Annotated in this window: 23 protein-coding genes and 1 tRNA gene; 13 read left to right on the forward strand and 11 right to left on the reverse strand. The window is 62.4% G+C overall.

Going from position 1 to position 25,874, the window contains the following annotated elements:
• Nucleotides 1–100: 100 nt before the first annotated feature.
• From AB1792_11330 to AB1792_11340, 3 genes are all read right to left on the reverse strand, one after another.
• A complete protein-coding gene (locus AB1792_11330) occupies nucleotides 101–631 on the reverse strand; it encodes a hypothetical protein (protein MEW5702803.1) in 531 nt (176 codons plus the stop codon).
• A 1-nt stretch (nucleotide 632) separates the two neighbouring features.
• A complete protein-coding gene (locus AB1792_11335; GenBank protein ID MEW5702804.1) occupies nucleotides 633–2,135 on the reverse strand; it encodes a hypothetical protein in 1,503 nt (500 codons plus the stop codon).
• Nucleotides 2,136–3,301: 1,166 nt separating this feature from the next.
• On the reverse strand, nucleotides 3,302–8,062 hold the full coding sequence (locus AB1792_11340; protein MEW5702805.1) for an HYR domain-containing protein: 4,761 nt from the start codon (nucleotides 8,060–8,062) through the stop codon (nucleotides 3,302–3,304).
• A gap of 766 nt (nucleotides 8,063–8,828) precedes the next feature.
• On the opposite strand from AB1792_11340, the gene AB1792_11345 reads away from it, so the two are divergent.
• Nucleotides 8,829–9,611 (forward strand): radical SAM protein, encoded by a 783-nt coding sequence (locus tag AB1792_11345; GenBank protein ID MEW5702806.1) that lies wholly within the window; start codon nucleotides 8,829–8,831, stop codon nucleotides 9,609–9,611.
• A gap of 153 nt (nucleotides 9,612–9,764) precedes the next feature.
• Here AB1792_11345 and AB1792_11350 read toward each other — a convergent pair whose 3' ends face one another.
• On the reverse strand, nucleotides 9,765–9,983 hold the full coding sequence (locus AB1792_11350) for a hypothetical protein (protein MEW5702807.1): 219 nt from the start codon (nucleotides 9,981–9,983) through the stop codon (nucleotides 9,765–9,767).
• Between the two features lie 116 nt (nucleotides 9,984–10,099).
• On the opposite strand from AB1792_11350, the gene AB1792_11355 reads away from it, so the two are divergent.
• Together AB1792_11355 and AB1792_11360 are read left to right on the forward strand one after the other, a co-directional pair.
• Entirely contained in the window at nucleotides 10,100–10,387 is a 288-nt protein-coding gene (locus AB1792_11355) for a Smr/MutS family protein (GenBank protein MEW5702808.1), read from the forward strand.
• 430 nt (nucleotides 10,388–10,817) lie between these two features.
• Complete coding sequence (locus AB1792_11360) at nucleotides 10,818–11,141, forward strand: 4a-hydroxytetrahydrobiopterin dehydratase (protein MEW5702809.1); 324 nt, start codon at nucleotides 10,818–10,820, stop codon at nucleotides 11,139–11,141.
• Between the two features lie 219 nt (nucleotides 11,142–11,360).
• Here AB1792_11360 and AB1792_11365 read toward each other — a convergent pair whose 3' ends face one another.
• Nucleotides 11,361–11,792: a ferritin-like domain-containing protein gene (locus tag AB1792_11365; GenBank protein ID MEW5702810.1), complete on the reverse strand. Its 432-nt coding sequence runs from the start codon at nucleotides 11,790–11,792 to the stop codon at nucleotides 11,361–11,363.
• A gap of 825 nt (nucleotides 11,793–12,617) precedes the next feature.
• On the opposite strand from AB1792_11365, the gene amrB reads away from it, so the two are divergent.
• From amrB to AB1792_11400, 7 genes are all read left to right on the forward strand, one after another.
• The gene (gene amrB, locus AB1792_11370; GenBank protein MEW5702811.1) at nucleotides 12,618–14,132 is read left to right on the forward strand and encodes an AmmeMemoRadiSam system protein B; all 1,515 of its coding nucleotides are present in this window, start codon (nucleotides 12,618–12,620) and stop codon (nucleotides 14,130–14,132) included.
• 280 nt (nucleotides 14,133–14,412) lie between these two features.
• Entirely contained in the window at nucleotides 14,413–14,916 is a 504-nt protein-coding gene (locus tag AB1792_11375; protein MEW5702812.1) for a hypothetical protein, read from the forward strand.
• On the forward strand, nucleotides 14,913–15,797 hold the full coding sequence (locus AB1792_11380) for a DNA-processing protein DprA (GenBank protein MEW5702813.1): 885 nt from the start codon (nucleotides 14,913–14,915) through the stop codon (nucleotides 15,795–15,797). Before AB1792_11375 ends, AB1792_11380 begins: the two co-directional genes overlap by 4 nt.
• Nucleotides 15,798–16,161: 364 nt before the next feature.
• Nucleotides 16,162–16,326 carry a hypothetical protein gene (locus AB1792_11385; protein ID MEW5702814.1) on the forward strand — a complete coding sequence of 55 codons (165 nt, stop codon included), beginning with the start codon at nucleotides 16,162–16,164 and terminating at the stop codon, nucleotides 16,324–16,326.
• A gap of 220 nt (nucleotides 16,327–16,546) precedes the next feature.
• Nucleotides 16,547–16,903 carry an RNA polymerase sigma factor gene (locus tag AB1792_11390; GenBank protein MEW5702815.1) on the forward strand — a complete coding sequence of 119 codons (357 nt, stop codon included), beginning with the start codon at nucleotides 16,547–16,549 and terminating at the stop codon, nucleotides 16,901–16,903.
• Nucleotides 16,904–16,905: 2 nt separating this feature from the next.
• Nucleotides 16,906–17,142, forward strand: a complete 237-nt coding sequence (locus AB1792_11395; GenBank protein MEW5702816.1) for a sigma factor-like helix-turn-helix DNA-binding protein — start codon at nucleotides 16,906–16,908, stop codon at nucleotides 17,140–17,142.
• Nucleotides 17,108–18,142, forward strand: a complete 1,035-nt coding sequence (locus tag AB1792_11400; GenBank protein MEW5702817.1) for a hypothetical protein — start codon at nucleotides 17,108–17,110, stop codon at nucleotides 18,140–18,142. The genes AB1792_11395 and AB1792_11400 overlap by 35 nt, the downstream gene beginning before the upstream one ends.
• Before the next feature lie 241 nt (nucleotides 18,143–18,383).
• Here AB1792_11400 and AB1792_11405 read toward each other — a convergent pair whose 3' ends face one another.
• The 6 genes from AB1792_11405 to AB1792_11430 all read right to left on the reverse strand — a co-directional run bounded on the left by AB1792_11405 (nucleotide 18,384) and on the right by AB1792_11430 (nucleotide 24,415).
• Nucleotides 18,384–19,046: a hypothetical protein gene (locus AB1792_11405; protein ID MEW5702818.1), complete on the reverse strand. Its 663-nt coding sequence runs from the start codon at nucleotides 19,044–19,046 to the stop codon at nucleotides 18,384–18,386.
• Nucleotides 19,047–19,305: 259 nt separating this feature from the next.
• Nucleotides 19,306–19,632: a DUF4234 domain-containing protein gene (locus tag AB1792_11410; protein ID MEW5702819.1), complete on the reverse strand. Its 327-nt coding sequence runs from the start codon at nucleotides 19,630–19,632 to the stop codon at nucleotides 19,306–19,308.
• 71 nt (nucleotides 19,633–19,703) lie between these two features.
• The gene (locus AB1792_11415) at nucleotides 19,704–21,542 is read right to left on the reverse strand and encodes a (Fe-S)-binding protein (GenBank protein MEW5702820.1); all 1,839 of its coding nucleotides are present in this window, start codon (nucleotides 21,540–21,542) and stop codon (nucleotides 19,704–19,706) included.
• A gap of 152 nt (nucleotides 21,543–21,694) precedes the next feature.
• Nucleotides 21,695–21,949: a DUF4342 domain-containing protein gene (locus tag AB1792_11420; GenBank protein ID MEW5702821.1), complete on the reverse strand. Its 255-nt coding sequence runs from the start codon at nucleotides 21,947–21,949 to the stop codon at nucleotides 21,695–21,697.
• A gap of 15 nt (nucleotides 21,950–21,964) precedes the next feature.
• Entirely contained in the window at nucleotides 21,965–22,174 is a 210-nt protein-coding gene (locus AB1792_11425; protein ID MEW5702822.1) for a dodecin, read from the reverse strand.
• Between the two features lie 132 nt (nucleotides 22,175–22,306).
• A complete protein-coding gene (locus AB1792_11430) occupies nucleotides 22,307–24,415 on the reverse strand; it encodes a thioredoxin domain-containing protein (GenBank protein MEW5702823.1) in 2,109 nt (702 codons plus the stop codon).
• 220 nt (nucleotides 24,416–24,635) lie between these two features.
• Here AB1792_11430 and tadA point away from each other — a divergent pair, with 220 nt between their 5' ends.
• From tadA to AB1792_11445, 3 genes are all read left to right on the forward strand, one after another.
• Nucleotides 24,636–25,121, forward strand: a complete 486-nt coding sequence (tadA, locus tag AB1792_11435) for a tRNA adenosine(34) deaminase TadA (protein MEW5702824.1) — start codon at nucleotides 24,636–24,638, stop codon at nucleotides 25,119–25,121.
• Nucleotides 25,118–25,618: a hypothetical protein gene (locus AB1792_11440; protein ID MEW5702825.1), complete on the forward strand. Its 501-nt coding sequence runs from the start codon at nucleotides 25,118–25,120 to the stop codon at nucleotides 25,616–25,618. Before tadA ends, AB1792_11440 begins: the two co-directional genes overlap by 4 nt.
• Nucleotides 25,619–25,759: 141 nt before the next feature.
• Nucleotides 25,760–25,846, forward strand: a tRNA-Ser gene (locus AB1792_11445).
• Nucleotides 25,847–25,874 lie beyond the last annotated feature (28 nt).

Raw genomic sequence — 25,874 nt, forward strand, 5'->3', positions numbered from 1 at the left:
CAATAGGTCCCCTCGTACTTGGCGGCCGATGGATGTTTCTCCGAAAGCAAAAGCCCATGGGGCGAATACCCCATGGGCTTCAGCGGTCGTGAAGTTTCGCTCACTGACAGGGGTCGCAGAACTCGGTGGCCTTGCTCGCGCCCCGGAAGGCGACGTTCACGACCTTCACCACGTCCTGCACCGTGGAGACGCCGTCGCAGTTGACATCCGTGCGCTCCTTGGGGCAGTTGGGATCGAAGACCGGTGCCGCACCACGGAACGCCACGTTCACTGTCTGGACGACGTCCTGCACATTCGGTATGCCGTCGCATTGCGGGTCACCATGGCATGGGCAGGAGCATCCATCGGCACTTGCGCCGTGCCAGAACCCGATGTTCAGCTCGAAACTCGCGGACGTCCGCTCCCCGGCGGCCGATTGTCCAAGCGAAAGTCCCAGTTCGAAGCTCGGCGATGATGTAGCGATCTTGCCGCCATCGTTGACCGAATACCAGTTCAGCTCGAAATTCGGCGCCTGCGCGGAGGCCGGAGTGGGTGGGCCGGGCGCCAGCGTGTCGGCGGACCCCGCACCGATGAGGACGAGCGCCAGAGTCGCCGCCGCAAGCGGTACTCTCAATGCACGATTGCGTCCCATCTTAGCGGTCTCCTTCACGTGTGCGCCGGGCTGATTCCTCCGTGCGCAACCTCTCACTCAACGCTTCGACTTCTTCCCGCAGCGTCGCCAACTCCCGCTCGATTCGCGCGGTGTTGAAGCGCTCGGCCTCAGCTTGTTCTGTGACGATGTCCTGGGCGCTCAACCCAGACGATGTCACAGTTTCCCTTTCAGATCCACCCGGCTCCCCGGCCGCAACGGGGGGAGTCACCGTGCCATACGCCGTGGGGAAGTAAACGACCGTCAGATGTGTTCCATAGACGCTGACCGTGCCTGAGGCCTCCATGCCCAAGAGATAGAATGAAGAGAAGCCGCCACCGACAGGGAACAGCCCGTGAACGCTGATGACCTGCTCGAAGATTCCGCTCGGTACAGAGCTGGCGATCGAGTGATAGAACATCTGGCTTGCGGGGAACGAGCCGGCCTGGTCGGACACACCAAAGCGGGCATAGTCGTTCACACCGTTCGAATGCATGAATTGGGCGGTGAGTGCCCCCATGACAAGGACATAGCCCGGCCCCGGCGCGGTGATACTACGAGATAGCAGGTTCCTTACGTTGACATCCAGAGCGACCAGCGCTCCGGCGTTGTCGCCCGCCACTCCCGGTTCGTCGAGCACTTCCGGGGCGGAGATGGCATCGTTCGGCAGAATGGCGGCGGTGTTATCGGACATATCCGCGTCAAAGCTGATTGTCGCCGAACCGGCGGCGTCACGCATGGACAGCGTGGCACCATCCACGGTCGATCCGCCCTTAAGCAGCATTCCGCTCATGCCATCCTGTTTATTCAGGGCCAGTTGGCCACCGAGGCTTGACGTCGCACTGAGAATCGCGGTCAGGTCCCCAGTGAGGTCCCGGAGTTCCAACCTCCCGTAATCCTGCCCGTACAGACTTGACCTTGGCGAGCCGCCATTGAGCAGAAAGAGATTGGCCGCATCCTCTGCGGCCACGACGTCAATCAGTGCGTCGAGCGTGCCGTCGTTGTCGCCGTCAAAGCTGAGACTGCCGACGACGGTATCGCCGTCCCGAGCCAGGTATTCCCAACCGGTCTTGCCGTTCAACTGCGCCGCCTCCAACGCAAATGGAGCGGAGGCGAGCTTCACGCGGCCGAACGTCTCCAGGGTCACGCTACCGGGCGGCAGGACGGTTACTTGCAGCCAGCGCGCGGTGTCGTCAACCAGGTCCCGGTGAATCGGGTAGAGTTCCCCCAAGTACGCAGTCCACAGACCGTCACTCTGAAGGCCAATCAGATGACCCTCCACATTGACCCCGGGCCATACGTTTGTTCCATTGACTGCGGCGTCCCAAATGCTGAAGGTGAAGAAGTATTCACCGGGGGGAATTGGTGTACCACCGCTGCCGGTCAGTTTTCCCTGAACGGTCACCGTCATCGGCGCCCCCTGGGGGTCGGGAACAATCGCCCAGCTCGTCGCCGCGAGCAGGATCAGCATCGCGGCTAACGGTGCCCATAGTCTTCTTGTGCTCATCGGAGAATGCCTCCTTTACCTCGGTTCAGGTGTAATGCGCTTTGATTACGAACGCTGTTCGTCACCTTCCCTTCCCGACACCGCGACAGGAGCGTCGCCTGGCAATCGCCGACGGATGCCGGCGACCCCGCGTCGCAGTCGCTCGATGATTGTTGCAGGAGCTCCTCCATTTCTGCCCGCCGCATCCGATGGCCGTCGTTGGTGCGGTGTTGTGTTCGATTACCTCGATCGGTGGGCCGTCAATCGACCACAGTCGGCAGACTGCACATCCTCTCCGTTCTCATTATGCAACCGGCCATGTCCGGTGCTTTCCGATGTCTATGAAGCGCTTGCCGTAACCGGCTCTTGCCGGATCGGCGTCCCCATTGCCGTCCAGATCGGCGGCAGACACGGGGCGGGGCGCCGCCGCGTCGAAACACAACACCCGACTGTTCGCGCGGAACGTGGGCGACAGGACAGTCATGAAGGCGCGGTAAGACATCACGACCGCTTGAGATCCCGGTGGGGATCTCCTCATGGGGTGCGCACCCGCTGAGAACAGGTACAGGAAGGAACAGACCTGTTGCCGGATTGGGGTCATTCACCGACGGTCGGCCCCCGGCGCCTCGACGCCGGTGGCGGCTCCCGCCGCGGGCTGCTACTATATCACAAGAAAGTTCGCCGGCTAACGGCGGATTGTCAAGGAGTTTGTGAACCCGGCCACGAAGGATCGCCGGAGGGTTCTGCGCGCTCACCGACCGGCAGCCCCGTACCACACCGGAAGACCTCGGCCCCCGGTCGAGTCGAGAGGTGAGGTCCACATCGAACCGGACCTCAAAGGCCGCCGATCAAACCGATTGCATCCAGATCGGAGCCGGCGACCAAGTGAGGATCATTCCCGGCCGAGCGACCCCGATCGCTTCGCAAGATGCGTCAATGACAAAGCACCTGGTAGTTCACCCTCGATGCCCGTCTCAGGCCACTCTGCGGTCGGGAACCTACCATCGGTTGCATGACGCCGATGGAGATACGGACGCGGGTGTGCCACGGGACTTCAGACCCGTGATTTCCCGAAATACACGTATCGAGCACGAATCCAAAGACCCGTGGCACCGTCTTTGACGGGAGTTGTGCAGCCGATCCTACGACCGTTTGACCGAGAGGTAGTGCTGCCCGCCCGCGCAGCGTCAGCGCACGATGACCAGCCGCCGGCTTGCCGAATGTTCCGCAGTGGTGATCCGCAGAAAGTAGATCCCCGATGCGAGAGCGCGCCCCCGCGCATCGGTGGCGTCCCACCACAGCATATGCAGTCCGGCGCCCCGATAGTCGTTAACTATCGTTGTCACTACACGTCCGAGAATATCACAAACATCCAGACGTACGCGCGCGGCGGCAGGCAGAGAGAACCGCAGGACAGTACCGGAGTTGAATGGGTTCGGATAGTTCTGCGCCAGATGGAAGCCCGTGGGCGTCGGCTCGACAAGGTGTTCATTCTCCCCGAGAAGACGCATGAGGCCTGCCCGCGTTCCTTCCGAGATCCTGTCGCATTGCTGCAGCGCGCGGGCCAGCGCCTCGCGCAGATCCGGGTTGAGCCCGGTCAGCCGCATGAGCTTGGGAGTGGCGAGGATCGCGACCGCACCAGAGTCGAAGAACTCGGCGACCGGACAGATGTCGTCGGCGTCGACGCGCGTATCGCTGTTGCAGTCAGCACGGGCCGCCTCCCGGGGTTCCCAACCGAGCGCGGGTAGGAACTCCCATTCACCGGACTCCCAGCCGCGGGACGGCCCAGACAGCCCCCAGAAACGGGCAATAGACAGAATGTCGGCTTCATTGACGATGCTGTCACCGTTTGCATCACCGGGCCAAACGCCCAGCGCGGTGGTAAACGTGAGCGCGTAATCGTCGCCTGGGACACCGTTCTCACAGAGCCCGTCCCCGTTACCATCGAGGCAGTGACCCGCACGGTCGGTGATTGTCGCGGCCAGGACGATTGTGATATCATCATCCGGGGGCCAACCGGAGGGCGGCGGACTCACGGTCAGACACGCGGATGGGTCGTCATAGCGAACCGTGATGCCGGTCAAAGGACCGCGTCGGTTCGAGCGCGCACTCACCGCATCCGGACCGACGATGACCGGCTCCGAAAAACAGAACACCGCAGTGCGATCCCAGAACGCGTCCCGTGCCGGGGGGCTTGGTTGAGCCGATGCGACTTGGGGCGGGTCGGGTGGCAGAACGACAATCACAATGGTGCAGGTGCCGGACGCACCATGGTCGTCGCTGACAGCAAAGGTGATCCGGTGCACTCCGACCTGACCGGGATCAGGGGTCCACGAGAACGTGGAAGTCACGTCGTGGGCAGGGCCGGAACGTGGCAGCGGCGGGTTCATTCCCGCCGCGGCCGGCAAGCTCGACGACGACAGTGTCACCACGTCGCCCACATCGGGGTCGGTGACCGTCACTGTAAAGGCAACGTCGGCACCCGACTCCACGGCGACGGTATCGGGCGACGTGAGAGCGCAGGCGGGCGCAACGTTGAAGGCAACGTCGACACAGAACGTGTCGATACAGGTATTACCGCAGGGGTCGGTGCATTGGAGTTGGACACAGACTTGTCCGGTGTCCGTCATCAGGCCGCACCACTGATTCCCAACCAGTGATCCTGGACCGGAGCGAATCACGCATCCGACTGGGTCCCCGTCGGCGTCGGACGCCTGGAAGGTGCGGCAAATCGTAGTTGGGGCAGGGAGAACCACCGCGGTGTCGGGGGGCGCGGCGCACGTCGGTGGCTGATTAACTCTGAAGATTACGTTGAACGTCGAGACACACTCCGCGTCACAGAGGTCGCGACAGCGCACACTCACGTTCGCCGTCTGGCTGACGGATGGTGTATAGCACCATTGACCGCCTGAGATCTCGCCCGGCCCGGCAAGGAGTTCGCAGCCGACGAGATTGCCATCGGGGTCGGAGGCGGCGAACGGCAGACAAACACGCTCCGGGGCGCACAGATCGATGGTCGTGTCATTCGGTGGCGCGCAGGACGGCGGCCGATTGATATCGAAGGTGACATTGAACGTCTTCTCGCACGACCGGCCCAGGGTGTCGGTGCACGCTGTCGTGACGACCACCGTGCCGCTCCCCGTGGGCGTGTAAACCCATACGTTGCCGTCCAAGGAACCCGGGCCGGCCACCAGCGTACAGGGGATCAAACCCCCCATGTAGTCATAGCCGAGGACCGGGACGCGGACCTCTTCGGCGGCGCAGAGAACGATAGTCGTGTCGCCCCGTTCGCAGCGCGGCGGCCCGGCGACGGTGATGTCGACGCAGAACGTGTCGACGCAGGTCGCGCCGCACGGATCGGTGCAGACGAGCGGGACGCAAAACTGTTCGTTTCCGTGTACGTCATAGCACCACGCGTTCTTGGTCACGGTCCCGGGTCCGCCGGGCGCCACTGTGCAAATGACCTTGCGGCTCTCCGGGTCGGTGGCGGCAAACGAGCGGCAGATCAGCGTGTCGCGCGGCAACACGTATGAAGTGTCCGGCAAAGCGGGACAGATCGGCGGCTGGTTGACCATAAAGGTCACGGTGAACGTCTCGACGCATAAGGCGCCGCAGGCGTCACGGCAACGGACGGTGACGGAAACGCTCTCGCTTCGGGTGACACTGTAGCACCATTGGCCATTTGCGAGAGCTCCCTTGCTGCCGACCAGCACGCACGTCACGGGCTCGCCGTCGGGATCGGTGCCGGTGACGGGCAGGCATACAGTGCCCGGCGCACAAAGGACGATCGTCGTATCGTTCGGCACATGGCAAGTGGGCGGTCTGTTGAAGGTGAACCACACTCGGAACGGCGATTCACAGAAGAGTCCTGCGCTGTCGGTGCAACGCACGCTCACATCGACCCGTGTGTCGCCCCCCGGCGGCGTGTACACCCACTCGTTGCCAATGAGTGCCCCCGGGCCGCTCACGATGGCACAGGCAGCGGGAGCCCCCTTGCAGTCGAAGGCTTGGACGGGTACGCGCACTTGTGCCGGCGCGCACAGGAAGAAGGCGGTGTCACGCACGACGCAAGTGGGCGGACACGGCGGCGGGGCTGTCGTATCCACGACGGTGACTTGGAACGTGCAGTCCCCCAGATTGCCGGCAACGTCGAAGGCCTCGCAGCGGACGATCGAGGTCCCGATCGGAAAGTACGAACCCGAAGGAGGAACACAGGTCGCTTCGATCCGGATTTGGCCCGCCAGTTCGGCGAGAATGGACCCCCACGCCGTAGTGAAGTCAAGCTGCGTTCCACCCGTCGAATCCGACAGAGCGGAATACCCGGCACTGTCGCTGAAACTGATGACGGTGTGGATGGCTGCACCCGAGGACACAAGGGCGGGGAAGAGAATGCTGAATTGGTCGATGTCGTCCGCATCCTCATCGGTCACCAGAACCAGCGCCCGCCGGCAGTCGGCCCGGTAGGGATACCACGCCAGAGCGCTCTGCAGGGCAGTCAGGCCGTTTTCAGTGCTGGATCCGAAATGACCCACCGCCGTCACCATGGTCTGGAAACTACCACGTTCTTTGGTGAATTCTCCCGTGCCCGGTCCGCCGGGCTTGTAGGCGCCGCTCGTACTGAGCGGGTTGGCGACGTCGGTGAACGCCAACACGCCGAGGCGCGCATCGACCCCTCCCAATCCCACGAAGAAGGAACCGGCGTTGGCGGCGATCGCCGCCTGATCGTCACCCATGGATCCGGACGCATCGATGACGAAGACGATGTCGACACAACTCCCGCCGCAATTCTCGCTCACGGTCGGGCGCGGGAAGCTGACGTATGCGCCTGACAGACCCGGACTGCTCGGGACCGTGGTGTCCGGCGGACAGGATACGACAGGCGCGATGTTATCGATGACCGTCACGGTGGCGGTGCAGGAATCCGCAAGACCACCGTCATCGCTGACGATGAGGGTGACGTTCGTGATGCCCGGCGGGTAGGGGCCCGGCGGCTCCTGCACAAACGTCAGGGGATCCCCGTTGGGGTCGTACGAACCATTGTCGATGCTGCCCAATGCGGTGCAGGCGGCGTCCGCGATGAGCGTGAGGTCCCGACACAGTGCGACCGGCGGATCATTGGCGCCGGAACAACGCCAACCAGGGTCGTCCGGCGTGTACCCTTCAGAGTAGAGACGGAGGTTCGTGCTGAAGGAGACATCCCCCACGAGGTCATACCAGCCGTCGCCCCAATTGTTGAAGGTCCGGCAGGAGATTGCCGGGATCGGCCCATAATCGGCGCCGCCGTCGGTGATCACATCAACGCCGCTGGTCAGATATGGGAGAAGAACGCCGGCAAAGTACGGCGAGTCGACGCAGCAGGCCCCGGGCAACGGTAGCGTCAGGACATAGACTCCAGGTGAGGGGAACTGGACCGTCTGCGTGGCCCCGGCACACAGCACATTTCCGGGTCGTGGACATAGTATGTCAGCCATGTCGGCCTCGTAGATCACCGGGACCACCGTCATCGAGTCCGGAGCAATGTCGACAAAGACCTCCCAGGTCACGGCCGCGACGTCAAACGGATATCGAGTCACTGGTCCACAGATGCCGAACGAATGGGCATAGGTCGTGTCGGGATCCTGGAACACGGCATACGTCTCCTGTCCCGTCAGCCAGCCCGATACATAGAAAGTCGTTGGTCCCTGCCACTCGCCGGCGCAGTAGTCAGTCGCGGAGCCGGGTGTGAGACGCGGGGATGGATCCGGCAGCAGCTTCCCGGGAAGAGGCACAGCCGGGGTTGCGGTTTTCGATCGGCCCGAGCCGTGCGGCAGGGCGGCGAGTGCATGTGCCGCCGCCTTGGGCGGCGACAGGGCCAGGTCCGACCCGCGCTCGGAATTCGCCCCCGATGTGGGGAGGAATTGTGCGATCAGAAAAGTGCAGAGCAACAGATGCCTGGGTTTGATACCCACGGATATACCTCCTGGCAACACATTCTTGCGAGGCATGGGAGCATTCTCCCTCCGGACCGGAACGTGCTCCCACGATGGGAGCCCCGGCACATCTTGCCGGCGCCTTTTGGGAGCAGACTCTCTTTTTACAAAATACTATCAGCCCTGTATCTCGGCAAGAGGAAAGCGGCTCCGAGACCAAGAGCGTCAAACAGAATGAGATGTTCAACGTGCGATTTGGCTTCGGCATGTGCCAAGCACCGGCAACAACCCCTCACCCCTTCGACTTCCCTCGACTTCGCTCTGGACAAGTCGCTCAGGGCAAACCTGCCCCCTCCCCAGAGGGGAGAGGGAAGTCTAACCTCTCCCCCCGGCTTGCCCCGAGCTGAGTCGAGGGGGAGAGGTCGATCCCTGCCTGCCGGCAGGCACGGCGCCGCAGGCGGATCGGGTGAGGGAATCGTCTTCTTGGCTCATTGTGTTAGAGGCTCTAACAGGTTGCTGAAGAACCATCCAACGCTGTCATTCTGAACCCCGCCGCTCTTCGGCGGGGTGAAGAATCTGCTGTCTCTCATAGGGTGGGGAAAGCAGATGCTTCGCTTCGCAGTCTGGCACGGTTGTCCCTTCCTCAGCCAGAGGGCAGCGGGATGCGCGATGAAGTCACGCGGTCGCCGTTCCAGGCCCGGCTGGGGTCGAATACGAGAATGGCTGTCACAATCTCTCCCCCACCGATTGCCCGCCCGCGAACAGCTACGTAGATATCACGGGGCGCAGCCCGGAAAGGACTCCCATGACACTACCATTGAAGCAGGGAATCATCTATGGCCCGGTGAACTCGCGCCGGTATGGCCGTTCGCTGGGGATTAACCTGATGCCCTGCACTGGGAAGCTGTGTTCCTTCAATTGCGTGTACTGCCACTACGGCTGGACCAAGAAGCATGTGCTGGATGCCGGTCGCTTTGCCTCCGAGATGCCGGCCTACGAGGAAGTCGTCCGGGCGGTTGAGCAGAAAGTCACATCGCCGGTCGAATTCGACCTGATCACCTTCTCCGGCAATGGCGAGCCCACGCTCTATCCCTGGTTTGCCGATCTCGTTGGGGCCGTCGTCCGGCTGCGCAACCGCCACCGTCCCACGGCACGCGTGGCGTTGCTCTCCAATGCGACGGGATTGAAGAGCGACGCAGTGCGGCGCAGCATCACGCAGATCGACCTACCGGTGTTCAAGCTCGATGCCGGTACGGCGAAGTCTTTCAATGCCATCAATCGTCCCGTGCGCGGCATCATGTGGCAGGGGATTGTCGATCAATTGACGGAGATGAGCGATGGCATCTGTCTGCAAACGGTCTTCCTCGATGGAACACCGGGCAATACCACCCCGGATGACCTCGCCGCCTGGCAGGAAACCATTGCGCGCATCCGTCCGCGCGAAGTCCATATTTACTCGATCGACCGGCCGGTCCCGGAGACGCGCCTGCGTCTGGTCCCGCCGGCGCGACTGAAACAGATCGCCCGCGACACCGAGTCAAAGACCGGCATCCCCGTCCGGGCATTCCATCCACGCAGCACGGGTTGATCCTGTCAGAGTTTCAAAGGTGGATAACCTCTCCCTTTGGCTTGCCCTGAGCGACTTGTCCCGAGCGAAGTCGAGGGAAGTCGAAGGGGAGAGGTTGGTCCGGCCGCAGGACGGACCGGGTGAGGGATTCAATCCTCAGAACTGCGAGGTCCCTCAGACCCGTGATGTCTTGCCCGACCGCTTGGCGCCTCCAAGAACGCGGGACGGCAGGAGGAGAATCGTGCGCAGCAGTTCAAAGATCGCCGAGAACGTGATCCCGATCAATCGGAACGGCAGCGACAACAGCCACACGAAGGGATAGAGCACGAGGGCCAATAGCGCCAACGGCCAACAGAGCAGGAACAACAGACACCACAGCAGAAACGCCACCATCGGTCAGACCTCCGCTTACAGTTCCCACATCCCTACGTGATTCCACGGCCAAAGTTGCACCTCGGGCGCGACGTGCGGACTTGCGCCAGAGTACGCGCCAGAGCCATCTTCCCGTCATGAACGGTGATCCGTTTCAACTGCCGATCGATGGCACGCTCGATCTGCACGCTTTCTCGCCGTCCGAGGCCAAGTCATTGATCCGGGAGTACATCGATGTCTGCCGCGCGCACGGCATCCTGCAACTGCGCATTATTCACGGCAAGGGGACAGGGACGCTGCGCCGCATTGTTCACGCCTCTCTCGCCAGGCATCCCGCGGTGATGGCCTATCGCACGGGGGACGAATCCGGCGGCTCTTGGGGCGCGACCCTCGTCGATCTGCAACCCCTCCCTGAGAACATTTGACACAATGGAATGGAGCTGTCCAAGACCCTCACCCCAGCCCTCTCCCTGGAAGGGAGAGGGGGATTGGATTCTTCCCCTTTCCCCTATGGGGAGCGGGTAGGCTTGCCCTGAGCGACTTGTCCCGAGCGAAGTCGAGGGAAACCGAAGGAATGAGGGGTTGTCACCGGCGCATCACACATGCTAAAGCCACAGCGCACCTTGAGTTTCTCATTCTGTTGGACGCTCTTAAGAACTTCTAACACAAAGAGAATCGTAATCGATCCCGTTGATAGGCGAGGAAGGGTGATACGATATCCGACATGTCCGATTCCCCGATCGGCCTATCGGCGGATCGACCCCTCTCGGGGGGGAGAGGCTACTCTTCCCCCTCTCTGCGCGGGAGAGGATCGGGATCCGGGATCAGCCGGATAAGTCATAGGGCGCAATCTGAATGACCGAGTTGTCTCAGAAGAGCTGCATTCCCTGTCGCGGGGGCGTGCCGCCGCTACGCGGGGCGGAGTTGGCGGCACTCGCCGCGCAGGTCAAGGACTGGACGGTGGCGGATGAGCACGACATCCGCCGGGAATTCCGCTTCCCGGACTTTGCTTCAGCCCTGGCCTTCGTCAATCGCGTCGGCGCGCTGGCCGAACAGCAGGGGCATCATCCCGACATCTATCTGGCGTGGGGAAAAGTCGAAATCCGCATCTGGACCCACAAGATCGACGGGCTGACCGAGAGCGACTTCATTCTCGCCGCCAAGATTGATCGACTCTGAGATCATCAATCGAAATGCGAACTCGTGAGGGAGATTCCGCGGGTCTGATCTGAAATGCCCCGCCCCTCACCCTCCCCCGTTGACGGGGGAGTCAGGGGGGATCTTCCCCCACCCCAGCCCTCCCCGCCAGCGGGGAGGGGGCAGGGTCGATGGGGAGGTCAACCACGTCGTCTCCTGGGCCGACGATCGCGCGTCAGGCCGGGGTGGGTCGCCGTGATACTACTCGCCGAGCAGGTTCTCGAGTTCGTCGACGGCGCGCATCTCATCCATCATGATGTGCATCAGGTCGTGCTTGATGACCGGATGGTCGCCGACCAGGGGAAGCGCCTTCTGGTATTGCTGTGCCGCGGCAGTCTCGGTCTTGAGCGCCTCGGCGAGCATGTCACGGACACCGGCGGTGTGCACGATCGGTGTCGCATCACGGTTGGTCACTGCCTGTCCGCCCAACAGGGCGATGATCTCCCGCACTTTGGCGGCGTGGCCGAATGACTCCTTGGCCTCTTCCTCAAAGTGCGACTTCAGTTGAACGGCCGAGAGGCCGCCGACATAGACGGAATAGTGCGCGTACATCGCTTCGGCCCGCAACTCCCAGCCGAGCGCCTTGTTCAGCTCGCTTACGAGCTTCTTCTTGTCTTTGACTTTACCAAACATGGTCTCTCCTTCGCGTGTCGGGTTACAACAGTCTGATTCACATCGGTCTGGTCAAATTCGCATTATACGAACCGAGAAGTCAACTGTTTGTGTCCGGTTTATGGGATCAGGGGGCGAAAGCCCCTTGTTGGCCATGCTGTGATCTGGCCCACGCGGCGAGGTCTCCGCGCTCGCCGAAGTAGGCGATCCTTGTGATCGCCCACGTTTCGTCCCACACGCCCCCCTGTCATCCCGGGCGGAGTCCTGTCCCACCGACAGGACGGAGAGAGGGCCGCTGTTTTCTGTTTACTGCGGGTGCCACTCGTGGTGAACTCGTGGTGAACCATGCACAAGCATCCTGACGTGCAATGTCAGGATGCTTGTGCGTGCATCTCATCCCCAAACAGGACACGCACAAACAGGTTTGTGCGTGGCACCCGGACGCCGCGCCGCGACGACTTGTGCCACTGACCTTGGTCAGTGACAACTGTGACAAGAACCACTGACCGAGGTCAGTGGCACACAGGCACTCGGTGCTCCGGCCTACGGGCATTCCCGCGGCAGCGGCGGCGGAGTCTCGCAAGGTCCGCAGAACTCCGTCGCCGGATCGGCCCCGCGGAATGCCACGTTCACCATCTTCACGGCGGGTGGCACTGACCGTGGTCAGTGATGCGGACCCACTGACCGAGGTCAGTGGCACGTGCAGCCGGCGTCAAGGGGCTGAAGCCCCTTGTCCTCATGGGATGGGGCGGGATTGCCTCTGCGGAGGCGGCGGAGTTTGTGTATACTACCGGATGTGAGTGAGGAGACCGCCGTATGAGAGTCGTCGGGTAGCCTGTGCGTACGATGTCCGATCCGAAAAAGATCCGTCTGCCGCACTTTGCGGAGAAGGACGGATTCTATACGAATGACCCGGTGGCGCTGACCAAGCAGATTGCCCAGTTCTTTGCCGCGGCCAAGCGACACACCGATATCCGTCAGGAGGGGATTGCCGCGCTGGTCTGTCCGCACGCGGGGTATGTCTACTCCGGTGCGGTGGCGGCGGAGGGATACAAGCAACTGGAGGGTCTGTCATTCGACACGGTGGTCGTGATCGCGCCGTCGCACCGGGCGTTCTTTCGCGGGGGTTCGGTCTATTCCGGCGGCGCCTATCGCACGCCGCTGGGTGATGTCCCCCTCGATCTCGATTTCTGCGAGCGTTTGACATCGGTTGATCCGTCGGTGGCACTGGCGGATATCGGCCATGATGCGACCGGGGGCGGTTATGAACACGCGCTCGAAGTCCATCTGCCGTTCCTGCAGATTGTTCTCGGGAGTTTTGCTTTGGTCCCGGTGGTGATGGGGGATCAGGAGTTCACCACGGCGCGGACATTGGGCGAACTGATCGCCCGGCATGCGCGCTTGGGACGCACATTGGTGGTCGCCTCCTCCGATCTGGCACACGGTCATGACTATCCAACCACGCAACGGCTGGATGACACGGCGGCCGCCGCGATTGAGCGGTATTCGTCGGGCGATCTCTATGATCAGTTCTCCTCGGGGGCGTTCGAGGCCTGCGGCGGCGGACCGATCACCGCCGCGATGATCGCCGCACAGGGGATGGGCGCCGACACCGCCACCGTGGTCTGCAAACGCAATTCCGCCGATGTGACCGGATCGAGGCGGGGATACATCGTCGGGTATCTGTCAGCGGTGTTTCACCGCGCAGGGGGGGACAATCCGGACCGTGCACACGCTCAAAGGCGCTCAGCCTCCAGTGTCCATGATGATCACGCGAGCACGGCCAGTGGTCCGCGCGCAACCAGGGGAACCCTGGTGTCCGATGAAACTCTCGATCCGCACGAGCGAGAGCTGTTGCGGACCACGGCTCGCCGCTCGCTGGAGCGCGCGGTCAAAGGCGCGCGTCTCGAATGTCCCGAGGCGCCGACCACGCGTCTGCGCGAGAAACGCGGCGTCTTCGTCACGCTCAAGCGCGATGGGCACCTGCGCGGCTGCATCGGATATGTCCGCCCGTACAAGCCCTTGATCGAGGCAGTCTGGGAGATGGCCGAATCGGCCGCCTTGCGCGATCACCGCTTCCTCCCGGTCGAGCCATCGGAAGTGGACGATCTCGAAATCGAAATCACGGTCTTATCGCCGCTGCAGAAGGTCGATTCGCCCGATGATGTTCTGGTCGGGCGTCATGGATTGATCATCGCACGCGGTCACCGCGCGGGAGTGCTGCTGCCACAGGTGCCCATCGAGCAGGACTGGGATCGGGAGATGTTTCTCTCGCAGACATGCCTGAAGGCGGGGCTCGATCCCGATGCCTGGAAGGAGCCGGGCACGGTGATCGAAGTGTTCACGGCGGAGGTGTTCTGAGAACATCCCGCAGGATGAGTGAAAGAAACCACTCCCGATCCGCCTGCGGCGGATCGACCTCTCCCGGAGGGAGAGGCAGTTCTTTTCCGCAACAGCGCCATTCCAGCCGTCGCCGACCATGTCGCCGCGTTCGACACATGTGATCTCATGGATGCGCCGAAGCGCCGGACGGATCGTGAATCGTCATCTTCTTGGTTTGATGACTGATCCTGATTGCCGGCCCGAGCCGCATGATGTTGCTGCATTACGCGTTCCTGAAGGGGTCGATCACGGGGATCTGATGAGTTCCACGTGGTCGTTGGATCATGAGTTCGCACAAGGTTGGCCGCGACGCCGCACCGTGATCGGTGCGCAGGCGTATCGATTTGCACGCAACGAGGAATACGATTGCGCCTGGCGATTGGCGGACGTGGCAGCGCGGTTCCTGCTGGGCAAATCGTCGGATCGTCGCATTGACGAGGTCGCGCTCATTCCACCGCCTGCGATCTACGCCCCTGTCCCCGTCCTGGAATGGCTCGGGAAACGGTTGGCAGAGCGACTGAACGCGAGATTCCGCCGGTCCCTGATTGCCGCCGTCGCGCCTTTGGGAGCACACGCGGATGTGGAACCGCACCTGCCGGTGCCGCTTGGCGAGTTATACCGTGTCGACGCATCGGCGCCGATCCAGGGCAAGACCATCATGTTGGTGGATTGGCGCTGGCATCAGGGGCGGACGCTGCGTACGGTGGCGGCGATGTTGCGGCGAGGCGGCGCCGACGTCGTTGGTTTCACCTGGCTGCTATGACGACCGAATCGGTCACCATCGACCTGACGATCCTGTATGCCCTCTCGACCGAGGCGCAATTGGGGCCGAAGACTGTGGCGGCGTTGCTGGCGCATTTCGGCGACCCGGCGGCGATTTGGGACAGCGGCATCGATGATGTGGCGCGCGTGGCCCGTCTGACAAAGGATGGGATGGAGCGACTGGCGACGGCGCGCGGCTTGACCGACGCCCTGGCCGAGGACTTGACGCTGATTGTCGCCTCTGGTACGGCACCGATCGGTATTCATGATCCGCGGTACCCGCACCGTCTGACGCGCCTGCCCGACCCGCCGACGATTCTCTATGTGCGCGGGACGATTCCCGACGAAAGTGCCACCGCCATCGCGGTGGTCGGATCGCATGAAGCCGATGCCGAGGGGATCGCCGAGGCGGTGGCTTGGGGGAAGGGGCTGGCGGAACGCGATGTCACGGTTGTGTCCGGCTTGGCGCGCGGGATCGATGGCGGCGCGCATGCCGGCGCCCTGGCTGGCGGCGGTCGGACGGTGGCGGTGCTGGGAGCGGGATTCGAACATATCTATCCGCCCGAACATGGCACGTTGGCAGACGAGATCGAGCGCCAGGGCGCGCTGGTCTCCGAGTATTCTCCGCGTGAGCCCCTGACCAAGGGGCGGCTGATCTATCGCAATCGACTGATCGCGGCCTTGGCCGACGCGGTCGTTGTGGTGCGCCTCCGTGCCAATGCGCGCGGCTCGATGGAGGTGATTCGTCGCGCACGCGATCTGGCCTGCCCGGTCTTCTTGGTCGCAACCGACACGGGGAGCGAGTCCCAGCAGGCGGTCGCCGATGGGGCGATCCCGATGGGGCAACGGCCGGATTTTGATCTGGTGTTGAAGTATCTGTGAGTCCGCGATGGGGTGTTTCGTTTCTGCGGGTTTCGACCAGTCGCGTAGGGTGCGTTCTCTGCTTGTGGCGAGCAAAGCCGAGCCGAACGCACCGCCTTTCTTCATTGCGGTGCGTGCGAAGCACGCACCCTACCAATCTACCGAGAAGACGAAACGGAAGGCCATCGTAGACGAAGAAACAGGTTCCTCGCTTCCTTCACTTCGTTCGGGACAAGTCGCTCGGAACGACAATACCGCCTCGGAGATCAGAAATCCCCCCCGTCACCCCGAGCGGAGCGAGGGGTCTGCTTTTTCTGGTGAATCCTCATTACCTTGGAAGCTATAGGGGAATGACCGGAGGATTGATCTCACAAGGAGGTGTAGGATGGGAAAGAACTGGTATGGGCTGGGCGTGGTGCTGTTGATCCTGTCGCTGGTTGACATCGCGTTTCTCGACTACAGGGATCACACGGCGTACGGCACATTGGTGGCGATCTGGGGTGTGGTCTGCTTCGTGATGGGTCTGCGGGGGGAATTGAAGGGGAAGTAGCCCGATTGGCTGATCGTTCGGCGGGCAGCCGGTCCTGAGCTGGCCGAGGGAAGCCCGCCCTCATGGTGGATCTGTAGGGGCGTATGGCCATACGCCCCTACGTCTTGCGCGCCACGCGGTCTCGGGGGCGCGCGGTTTTCTTGTTGGCTGCAGCGAAGTTCACTACCGGATTGTCATATAATCAGAGACAGCCAAAGGGCTGAAGGGGACAGATCGCTCCATGGAACTCAACCGAACAGTGCGCTTCGAGACGCTCCTGGAGCCGGTGCATCAGTCCGCGACGCGGTTCTGTCTGCGTTTGTGCACGACGCGGGCGGACGCCGAGGACCTCTACCATGATGCCCTGCTGGCGGCCTGGCACGGTTTACCCGGTCTGAAGGACGATGGGCGGTTCAGACCATGGTTGTTCCGCATCATCGTCAACACCTTCCGCAACCGCGAGCGTCGCAAGCGCTGGCGACGCTGGCTGTCGTGGGAGGGTAATCAGGAATCCGGGGGGAAGAGTTGGGCTCCGGGGCGGCGGCGGTGGATCCCCGTGGCCGTCTCGACGCCCGGCGCTGGGTGGCGCGTGCCTTGAATGTGCTGTCGGCGGAGGATCGTTCGCTCGTGGTGCTGTTTGAGCTCGAACAGTACACGGCGGCGGAGTTGGCAGTGATTTGGAATTCCCCTGAAGGGACGATCCGTTCGCGTCTGTCCCGGGCCCGGGCGAAGATGCGCGCGGCGATTGAGGTACACCTGCCGGGGGACAGCGCGGCGATCGTGAGTCAACGAGAGGTGGAGTATGAACTGCAGCGAACTCAAACGGCGACTGAGTGACCCGATTGGGTTTCACTCTCCCGATGCGGCGGCGCACATCCGTGCCTGCCCGGAGTGCCGTCGTGTCTGGGAGGCGGAGCGCCTCCTGCGCGATGGCTTGGCGGCGGCGCGTACGGATGGGGATGCCGTGCATGCGATGGGGATCGCGTCGGCCTGGGTGAAAGCGGTGGTCGAGCCGGAAAGGAGACATCCGATGAAATCGTTTGTGAAGAACCCGTTGGCATCGGCGCGGCGCCGTTGGAGTGTGAGCTTGGCGGCGGCCGCGGTGGTGCTGGCGTTTCTGGTGTTGGTGCCGTTCTCCTATGAGCACACGGTGGGGACGCGCCTGTTGATGACCTCCGCTGATCCCGAGATGGCGCAGGTGGACCTGAATGCGCTCACGGAACGGCTGGCGGCCTCCGGATTGGGCGCGGTGAATGTCGCCTGGTCGAATGAGGCCGGTGGCCGGGCGCTGGCCTACTATGTCCATGGTTCTTCGTCCGATGCGATGGCGGCCTTCGCGGCGACGCGCGATTTGATTCCGGCGGAGGTGGGCAATGTGATGATCGCGCCTTGGCGGGTGCGTGAATCGGGGAGTCTCTTGGCCCAAATCGGCTCACGGGTGGTGGAGATCAGTGTCTCCGGCGAGGGGAAGACCGAGGATGAGATGGCCGCGGAAGTCCGTCAGCAACTGGAAGCACAAGGAATACAGGCGGCGAATGTGACGGTCCGAAAGAGCCAGAGCGATTCCTGCACGACCGTCCAGATCGGACTGAGCGGCGATGCCGGTGAAGGTTCTGTGGAGGCGCAACTGAAGTGCGTCGTCAACGGTGCCGAGCCGGGGATGGGTGCAGACGGTACGATCGCGGCGAAGGTCGTCCTGCCCGATTCCACCCTGACCGATGACGAGAAGATCGCCGAGATCAAGCGGCAGTTGGCGGCCCAAGGAGTGCAGGACGCCACCGTGACCATCGAGAATGGCATGATCAAGGTGGAGTGCAATTCCAAGATCGTGAAGTAGCGATTAGCGGCGCAATACGGCAACGGCGCATCCGTCCGCAACGGATGCGCCGTTCGTCTCTCCCTGCCCCTGACCTCGGTTCTATCTTCCCTCACCCGCCCGCCTGCGGCGGGCGACCTCTCCCGGAGGGAGGGGTTATCAACACCCGACTGTAGGTCAGGAGCCCTGCTTGCAGCGAACGAAGTCGAGCTGCGCTCCTGACATGAGTTCCGCGATCGGAGATCGCGGGCACGCGAAGGTGCTACAGACGGAACCGCAGGCCGAACTGCACGCGGCCCGAGGTGATCGCGATGTCGTCGGCCAACTCATAGTCGTCGTCGTTGATCACCCGGGTGTCGAGCTGCCCGGAGAGCATCCCCACCTCGGCAAAGAGCGCCGTGCGCCGGCCGATGAACTTGTCGATTCCCAATGCCAGCCCGACCGAGGGGCCAAAGTACCCGTTGTCGTCCTCGTGGCGATGGCGCATCGCATAGCGGGTCTGGTCCTCCCAGAGGAAGACGCCGCCGAACGAGACCTTGCCGTACGGCTGCCACAGGTGGCGATAGCCGCTGTTGGGGGCATACTTGATCCCGAAGTGGCCATAGCCAAAGGTCATGTCGCCCTGTGGCGTGTTGTGCTCCGAGCCGTTCCCCTCGAAGAAGAGCGAGATGCTACGGTCGATGCCGAGCGCCAGCCCGAAGAAGAATGAACCGTCGGAGTCGAGTTCATCGAGGTAGTCGTAGTCATCGTCATCGATCGTGTAGCTCTGGCCGCCGAGGCCGGCATAGATCTGAAATCCCTTCTGGGTGTAGTCCATGTTGGGATCTCGCAGGTCGCGGTAGCGGATGCGGGCATCGGCGGTGGCGGAGGTCAACGTGACCATCGCCACGGCGATCCACCAGATGTGTGACTTCTTGGCTGACATGTTGTGCCTCCTGGATCTCTGGTGCAGCGTTTGTTGCGCTCGCCGTTGTCGACCCGGTATTGTGCGTCGCACCGGGTCGTTCACGCACTCAGCAAGGCCCGTGCCGAAACATGGCTACTCATTGAATGGCAACAAGTTCACCCGCCAGGGTCGGTGGTCGACCAGGCGGTATGCACAAGTTCCGGGCGGCAATCAGAACGTAGACAGAACAGGGGGCTGAAAGCCCCCTGTCCTCGATGCCGGGTGGTGGGACCGGATCTCACACCGTCGTCGCGCGGCGGTTGAGCTCGGTCTGGACGATGAACCAAATCGCCGGGCAGAAGACGATCCAGAGGATGAAGATGATCCAACGGTTCAGTTTCTCGCTGGAGACCTTCTCGAAGAGTTCGGCGTACTTGTAGACGGCGTACAGGTTGATGAACGGGATGAACATGAGCACGGTCCACAGCCCGGGGCTGGCGGCGGCGTCATTGGCGAGGAACTTTAGTTCGCAGGCGGTCTGGTAGAACCAGTAGATGCCATAGATGCCCAGCGTGATGATCATCAGGAACACTTGCGCGACCATGTTGCGGTTTTTCACGGCCATGGGATTCTACCTCCTCTCCCTCTGTGGGGACGACGTAAGGTATATACCGACAACATTCGTCCGCAATGATTTCACACCGCCAATCGCTGGACCACGTACTGGGCCACGTCCTCCACGACAACATCCTCGCCGCGGCCGAGGTCGTTGGTGGCGTCGCGGATCATGATCTGACAGAAGGGGCAGGCGACGGCGATCTTGTTGGCCCCGGTGCGCAGGAGCTCCTCGGTGCGTTCGTGGTTGATCCGTTTGCCTTTGGTCTCCTCGGCGAAGATCATCGCGCCGCCGGCTCCGCAACAGAAGGAGCGTTCACGGGTCCGCTGCGGTTCCAGGTGCGAACCGACAGATTGGGCCAGCAGACGGCGCGGATTCTCGATGTCGCCCTTCTCGCCATAGCGCGACAGATAACAGGGGTCGTGATAGACGGTCCGTGCCGGATCGCCATCGGCGGTGAGTTCCAACTTCCCGGTGGCGACCAGATCATTGATCAGGCGCGAGTGATGGATGATCTCAACAGTGGGATCAAGACCGAAGTCCTTGTATTCGGTCAGCGTGCGGATGCAGTGCGGGCAGGTCGAGACGATCTTCTTGACGCCTGCCGCCTTCAGCAACTCCACATTGGCGGTCGCCAGTTCAGTGAACAAGTACTCGTTGCCGGCGCGACGGGCGGCATCGCCGGTGCATTGCTCATCGGGGAGAACGCCATACGACACGCCGGCGGCGTCGAGAATCTGCTTGAATGCCAGCGAGACCTTGCGATACTGGACATCGAAGCGCGCCACGCATCCCATCCAATAGAGCCACTCGTGGCCATCATATGTCGGATAGTTGTGTTCCTGGAGAAACTCGTGCGCCTGTGGTGTCGGATAGGCCCAGGGATTCTGCAAACGTTCCAGATTGCCGAAGAAGGTGTTGAACGTGTGCGGGACATTCCCCTCGGCGGTGAGGCCGCGACGGGTCTCCAGGATCGGAATCACCTGATCGATCCCGACCGGGCACTGGTAGGTGCAGGCGCCGCACGTGGTGCACTGCCAGAGGATTTCTTCCGGGATGGTGGCGCCGACGATGGCCTGCTGTGGGTCTTTCAGAAATCCGGCGCGCAGATCGAGCATCAGTTGTTTGGGATCGAGCAGTTTCCCCGTGCCGCGCGCCGGGCAATGATCATAACAGCGGCCGCATTCGACACAGGTAAAGGCGCCGAGCGCCGTGTGCGATGACAGATCGGTCAGCTTGGCGGCGCCGAATTGCTCTTTCTCAAAGTCGAGCGGGCGCAGCTTCGCCAGCTCGAAGTCCTTCAGGAAGGTGGTCACCGGCGAGAGCACCAGATGCAGGTGCTTCGAACGGGGGATCAGCCACATAAAGGCGAGGATGGCGAGCGCATGGAGCCACCAGTTGACACGGGCTGTCGCCGTGCTGCGATCGATCAGGACATAGAGGTCGAGGAGATATGTGACCATCAAGAAGGCGATCAAGAACGCCACGATTCCCGATTCGATCTTGACAGTACCCAACGCCGCCGGGCGCCAGGCAAAGCGACGGATCGCCAACGCCATGATGCCGATCAAGACCGCGACCGCGAAGACCGCGACGATCGTCGCCACAACGGTCCGCAGGACGCCATGCCCCAGGATTGTCCCGCCATACCCGTGAGCAAAATGATCGAGCGTGACTGGGATGAATGTCAAGAAACCCCAGAAGACCAGAGCGTGCATGAATCCAGCGAAGGGGCGCTGGGTGATCACCTTGCCTTGGAGAATGACCTCCCAGACGAATCGCATCAGCCGTCGCGGCACCCGGTCGATGCGAAACGGCCCGGTGGCCTGCGCGATACGGCGGAGGCGATAGAGCACGGGCTGGATGAAACCATAGAGCCCGAGCAGGATCGCGACGGTGAGAAACGACTTCTCAATCATGATGCCACATGATGACGGCAGGCGGCTTGTCCCGAGCGACTTGTCCTGAGCGGAGTCGAAGGAAGTCGAGGGGTGCCCACCCTACGTCCGCAATGACAACGGCTGTGTGCCACGGGTCTTCAGACCCGTGAAGGACAGGCGATGTGCCCGCCCTACTCTTCTTCTTCCTTCTCCACGACAATCGTCAGCTTCGAGGCCAGCGCGCCAATGATCCCGACCGCGGCGAGGACCGGCGCCACGGCGGCGCCGATCACGCCGACGGTGAGCGGGATCTTGCCCAGCATCTTGCCCTCATCGTTCTTGACGATGATGCTGCGGATGTTGCCCTGGTGGATCAGCTCTTCAATCTTGTCGCGAAGCTTCCCGCCGGTGATGCGCAGCTCCTCGGTCACGGTTCTGGCGGCCATGATACCCTCCCTCCGTTAATCTTCAATCAGCCGAAATCCGATGCGGACCAGCACCTGGTATTCGGCGATCTTGCCGTCCTTGAAGCCGCCCCGGATCTCCTTCACTTCAAACCAGGCCAGGCCTTTGAGCGTCCGGCTGGCTTCTTTCACGGCGTTCTCCACTGCCTCTTCGATCTTGGTTGGTGAACATCCGACGACTTCGACGATCTTGTAGACTTTTTCCATGGTTTGACCTCCGGTTGCGACGATAAGGTAGGAGGTTTCGGAAATGCCGACAAGTGGGAACACATCGAATGGGTAAACAAGGGGCTTCAGCCCCTTGTTTGCCGATGTCACGGCGGTCTCGGTCGTGTTTGCTTAGCCGCTGCGGCCGAATGTGGCGATGGTCTTTGCCAATTTTTCGGGATCGTCAGTGGGGAGCGCGCAGGTTTCGCCGGCGCAGAAGTATGCCCGTGTCTGCCCCGAGGCGATCATGCCGCGCATCTCGGGAGGAAGCGGCACCTGATCGGCTGCCGTGGTGTCGGTCGTGATACGACGGAGTGACTTGTATGGTCGGAAGACACGCCGGGCCGTGGACCACAACTCCTCGGCGCGGGGATCACCGGCAGGTCCGACAACAACCGCTGTGGCCGGGCCGCGCAGGAAACGATCGAGGGTTGAGAAGTACGACCCGCCGAAGATGCCGAGGCCTCCGGCAGTCATGGCGAAAGCGGTCAGCAACTGCTCGGCGTGATCGCGATATCTGTCTTCGCCGGTCAGTTCGCTGAGGCGAAGCATGAGCTCCGCGGCAACGGCGTTGGCCGAAGGCGTTGGGGAATCCTGAATCGGCTTGCGCGACTGGGCCAGAAGCCCCGGGGCAGCAGTGTCCGGTTCACGATCAAAGAAGCCGCCTGACTCTCCATCCCACAGGCGCCGCAGGAGATCGTCGTTGATCCGACGGGCTGTATCCAAGTAGGCCGACTGTCCCGTGCGTTCATAGGCGTCGAGGAATGCCCGTCCCAGGAACGCACCATCTTCCAGAAGGCCGGACGGGTTGTCGGCTCCCAGCGCGTGACGTACCCGACCGTCGGGTAGAACAGCCCCGGCGCACAGACGGTCCAGCGAGCGCAGGGCGAATCGCTCGGCGTTGGCGATATCGAGGAAGTCTGCGGCCAGCAGAATGGCGGAGATCGCCAGGCCGTTCCAGCCGGTATAGACCGATGAGTCAACGAAGGGTAAAGGGCGTCGCCTTCGGGCGTCCCGCAGTTTCATGATGCCTGATTGGAGCAACGCTTGCACCTGCGCATCGGTCTTGTTGCTCTTGGCGGCGATAACATCGACATCGGCCGCGACCAACAGGACATTCTTGGCGGGATTGTGGCGCATTTCGCCATGGGGACGGATGTCGAACCGCTCGGCCAGGACCGCCGCTTCATCGGCTGAGCAAGCCGCTTGCACTTCGTCGAGCGTCCAGGTGAAGTAGTCGCCGTCGTCGTGCAGGCCGACATCGGCGTCTTGAGAGGCATAGAAACCGCCGCGTTCTGAATCGCCGAGGACGCCGGTCAAGAAGTCAATGATGCCGCGGGCGGTTTCGGCGAAGAGCGGATCGCCGAAGTGCCCGCCGGCCATGGCGTAGTTGCGCAGAAGCTCGCTGTTGTCATAGATCATCTTCTCGAAGTGCGGCACGATCCATTGGGCATCGGTCGAGTACCGGTGAAACCCGCCGCCGAGCTGGTCATGGACACCGCCGCGCGCCATCCGGATCAGCGTTCGTCGAATCACATGGTCCAGAGACGGAGACGGAGAGAAGAAGTGCTGTGCCAAGATCAACTCCATGGCGGAGGCATGGGGGAACTTCGGCGCGCCGCCAAAACCGCCATGGACCGGGTCGAAGCTGGCGGTGATCTGCGCAACCCCCTGGGTAATCAGCGCGCGGCTGATCGCGCCGGAGCGGTCATGATCGCGGTGCTGCGCCAGCGCTCCAGCGAGCGACTCGGCCCGGGTCCGGGCGTCGCTCCTGTGGCTGCGATAATATTCCGCGACCGCGAGCAGCACATCGGGGAATGCCCTGCGTCCATGATGATCGGTCGGGGGAAAGTAAGTGCCGCCGAAAAAGACCAGACCCTCGGGCGTCAGGAAGGCGGTCAGCGGCCAGCCGCCCTGGCCGGTGAGCGCGGAGACCGCTTCCTGATAGCGACGGTCGACGTCCGGGTGCTCGTCGCGATCGACCTTGATGGCGATGAAATGGTCGTTGATGATTTGCGCGGTCTTCGGATTCTCATACGATTCGCCGTCCATGACATGGCACCAGTGGCACCAGACGGCGCCAATATCGAGGAGGATCGGACGGTCGAGTTGCCGGGCGCGAGTGAAGGCGGCATCGCCCCACGGATGCCAATGCACCGGTTGATGCGCCGCGGAGCGCAGGTAGGCGCTGTTTGCTTGGGCGAGGTCCTCTTGTGCAGGCGCGCTGATTCTGTCATTCATGCCGTCAGTTCCTCCGGGTGCTGAAGTTCATCGGCCTTATACGCAATGGAGAGTCTCCGATGGAATGACATTCTCTGAGAAAAGGCGGACCCTCGCTTCCCTCGCTTCGCTCGGGACAAGTCGCTCGGGGTGACAGGGAGACTCCCGGTCACACTGTTCGATTGCCTGTCTCTGAACGGCATCGTAGCTTACTTTGGGCGGGGCATGATCCCCGGCGGTGATGATCGTGTTTCCCGAGCATTCCGATTACGAGCGTGCCGAGTATTTCATGCGGCAGGCGCTGCGCGAAGCGGAATCGGCCTTTGAGGAGGACGAAGTGCCGGTCGGCGCTGTCGTCGTCAAGGATGGTTTGATCGTCGGGCGCGGCCACAATCAGATGGAACGTCTGGGGGACCCGACGGCGCACGCGGAGATTCTGGCGATCGGCGCCGCCTCATCCCACTTTGAATCATGGCGGTTGCTCGGTGCGACTTTGTACTCCACGATTGAGCCATGTGTCATGTGCGCCGGCGCCGGCGTCATGGCGCGCATCGACCGCATCGTCTATGGCGCGGCCGACCCGAAGTTCGGCGGGTGCGGTTCGATCTTCCGCATTCCCTCCGATCCGCGCCTGAACCATCGTGTCGAGATCATCGGTGGGGTGATGGCGGATGAGGCGGCGGCGCTCATGCGACGGTTCTTTGCCAAGCGCCGGGAAGAGGCATGACGTTGCCTATGACTGACATGGCGACGAGATTCGACTGTGGGCGGATGGCCGAACGTGCCGTGCGTCGCGGGATGATCATCCAACTACTGGCGCCGGGCGTGCTGGTTCTTCTGGTGTTCGTGGTGCGTAAACGGGGAATCGGGATTGATGAATCCCAGGCGCCGGTGTGGCTGCCGACCCTATTCTATGTCCTTCTGGGGCTGGCCGTGGCCGATCTGTTGGCTGCGTTCACGCTGCGACGGATTCTCTTGGCGCCGCTACGGCTGAGGAATGTGCTGGGCGATACCGCAGCGGTCGAGCGGATCGTGATGAGCGCGACGACCGTGACATTCGCCTTGGGGGCCTCGCCGGTCGTCTATGGCGTGGTCCTCTATCTTCTCGGCGGCACCATGCAGCAGGTCGCGGTTCTTGCCATCATCAGTCTGCTCTCGTTTCGATTCCTGCGGCCGGACGTGAAGTTCCTGGAGGAAGTTCTGGGAGAGGCGGCACGCGGCTGACTTCCGGCGTGTGCTCGGGCGGAGCCGGGCCGCGCCGATCCTCAAGGGGCTGAAAGCCCCTTGTCCTCGAGCAACTTTTGTGTCTGAATCGGCACAGGAAAACCGCTGACAAATGCCGCCTCGGCCGCCTATATTCGCGCCGGAGAGGTGCCAGAGTGGTTGATCGGGGCGGTCTCGAAAACCGTTGACCTTACACGAGGTCCGGGGGTTCGAATCCCCCCCTCTCCGCATTGGGCCGCATTCCACATCGATTCCT

It is taken from the genome of Candidatus Zixiibacteriota bacterium (assembly GCA_040752595.1).
GTDB lineage: Bacteria > Zixibacteria > MSB-5A5 > WJJR01 > WJJR01 > JACQFV01.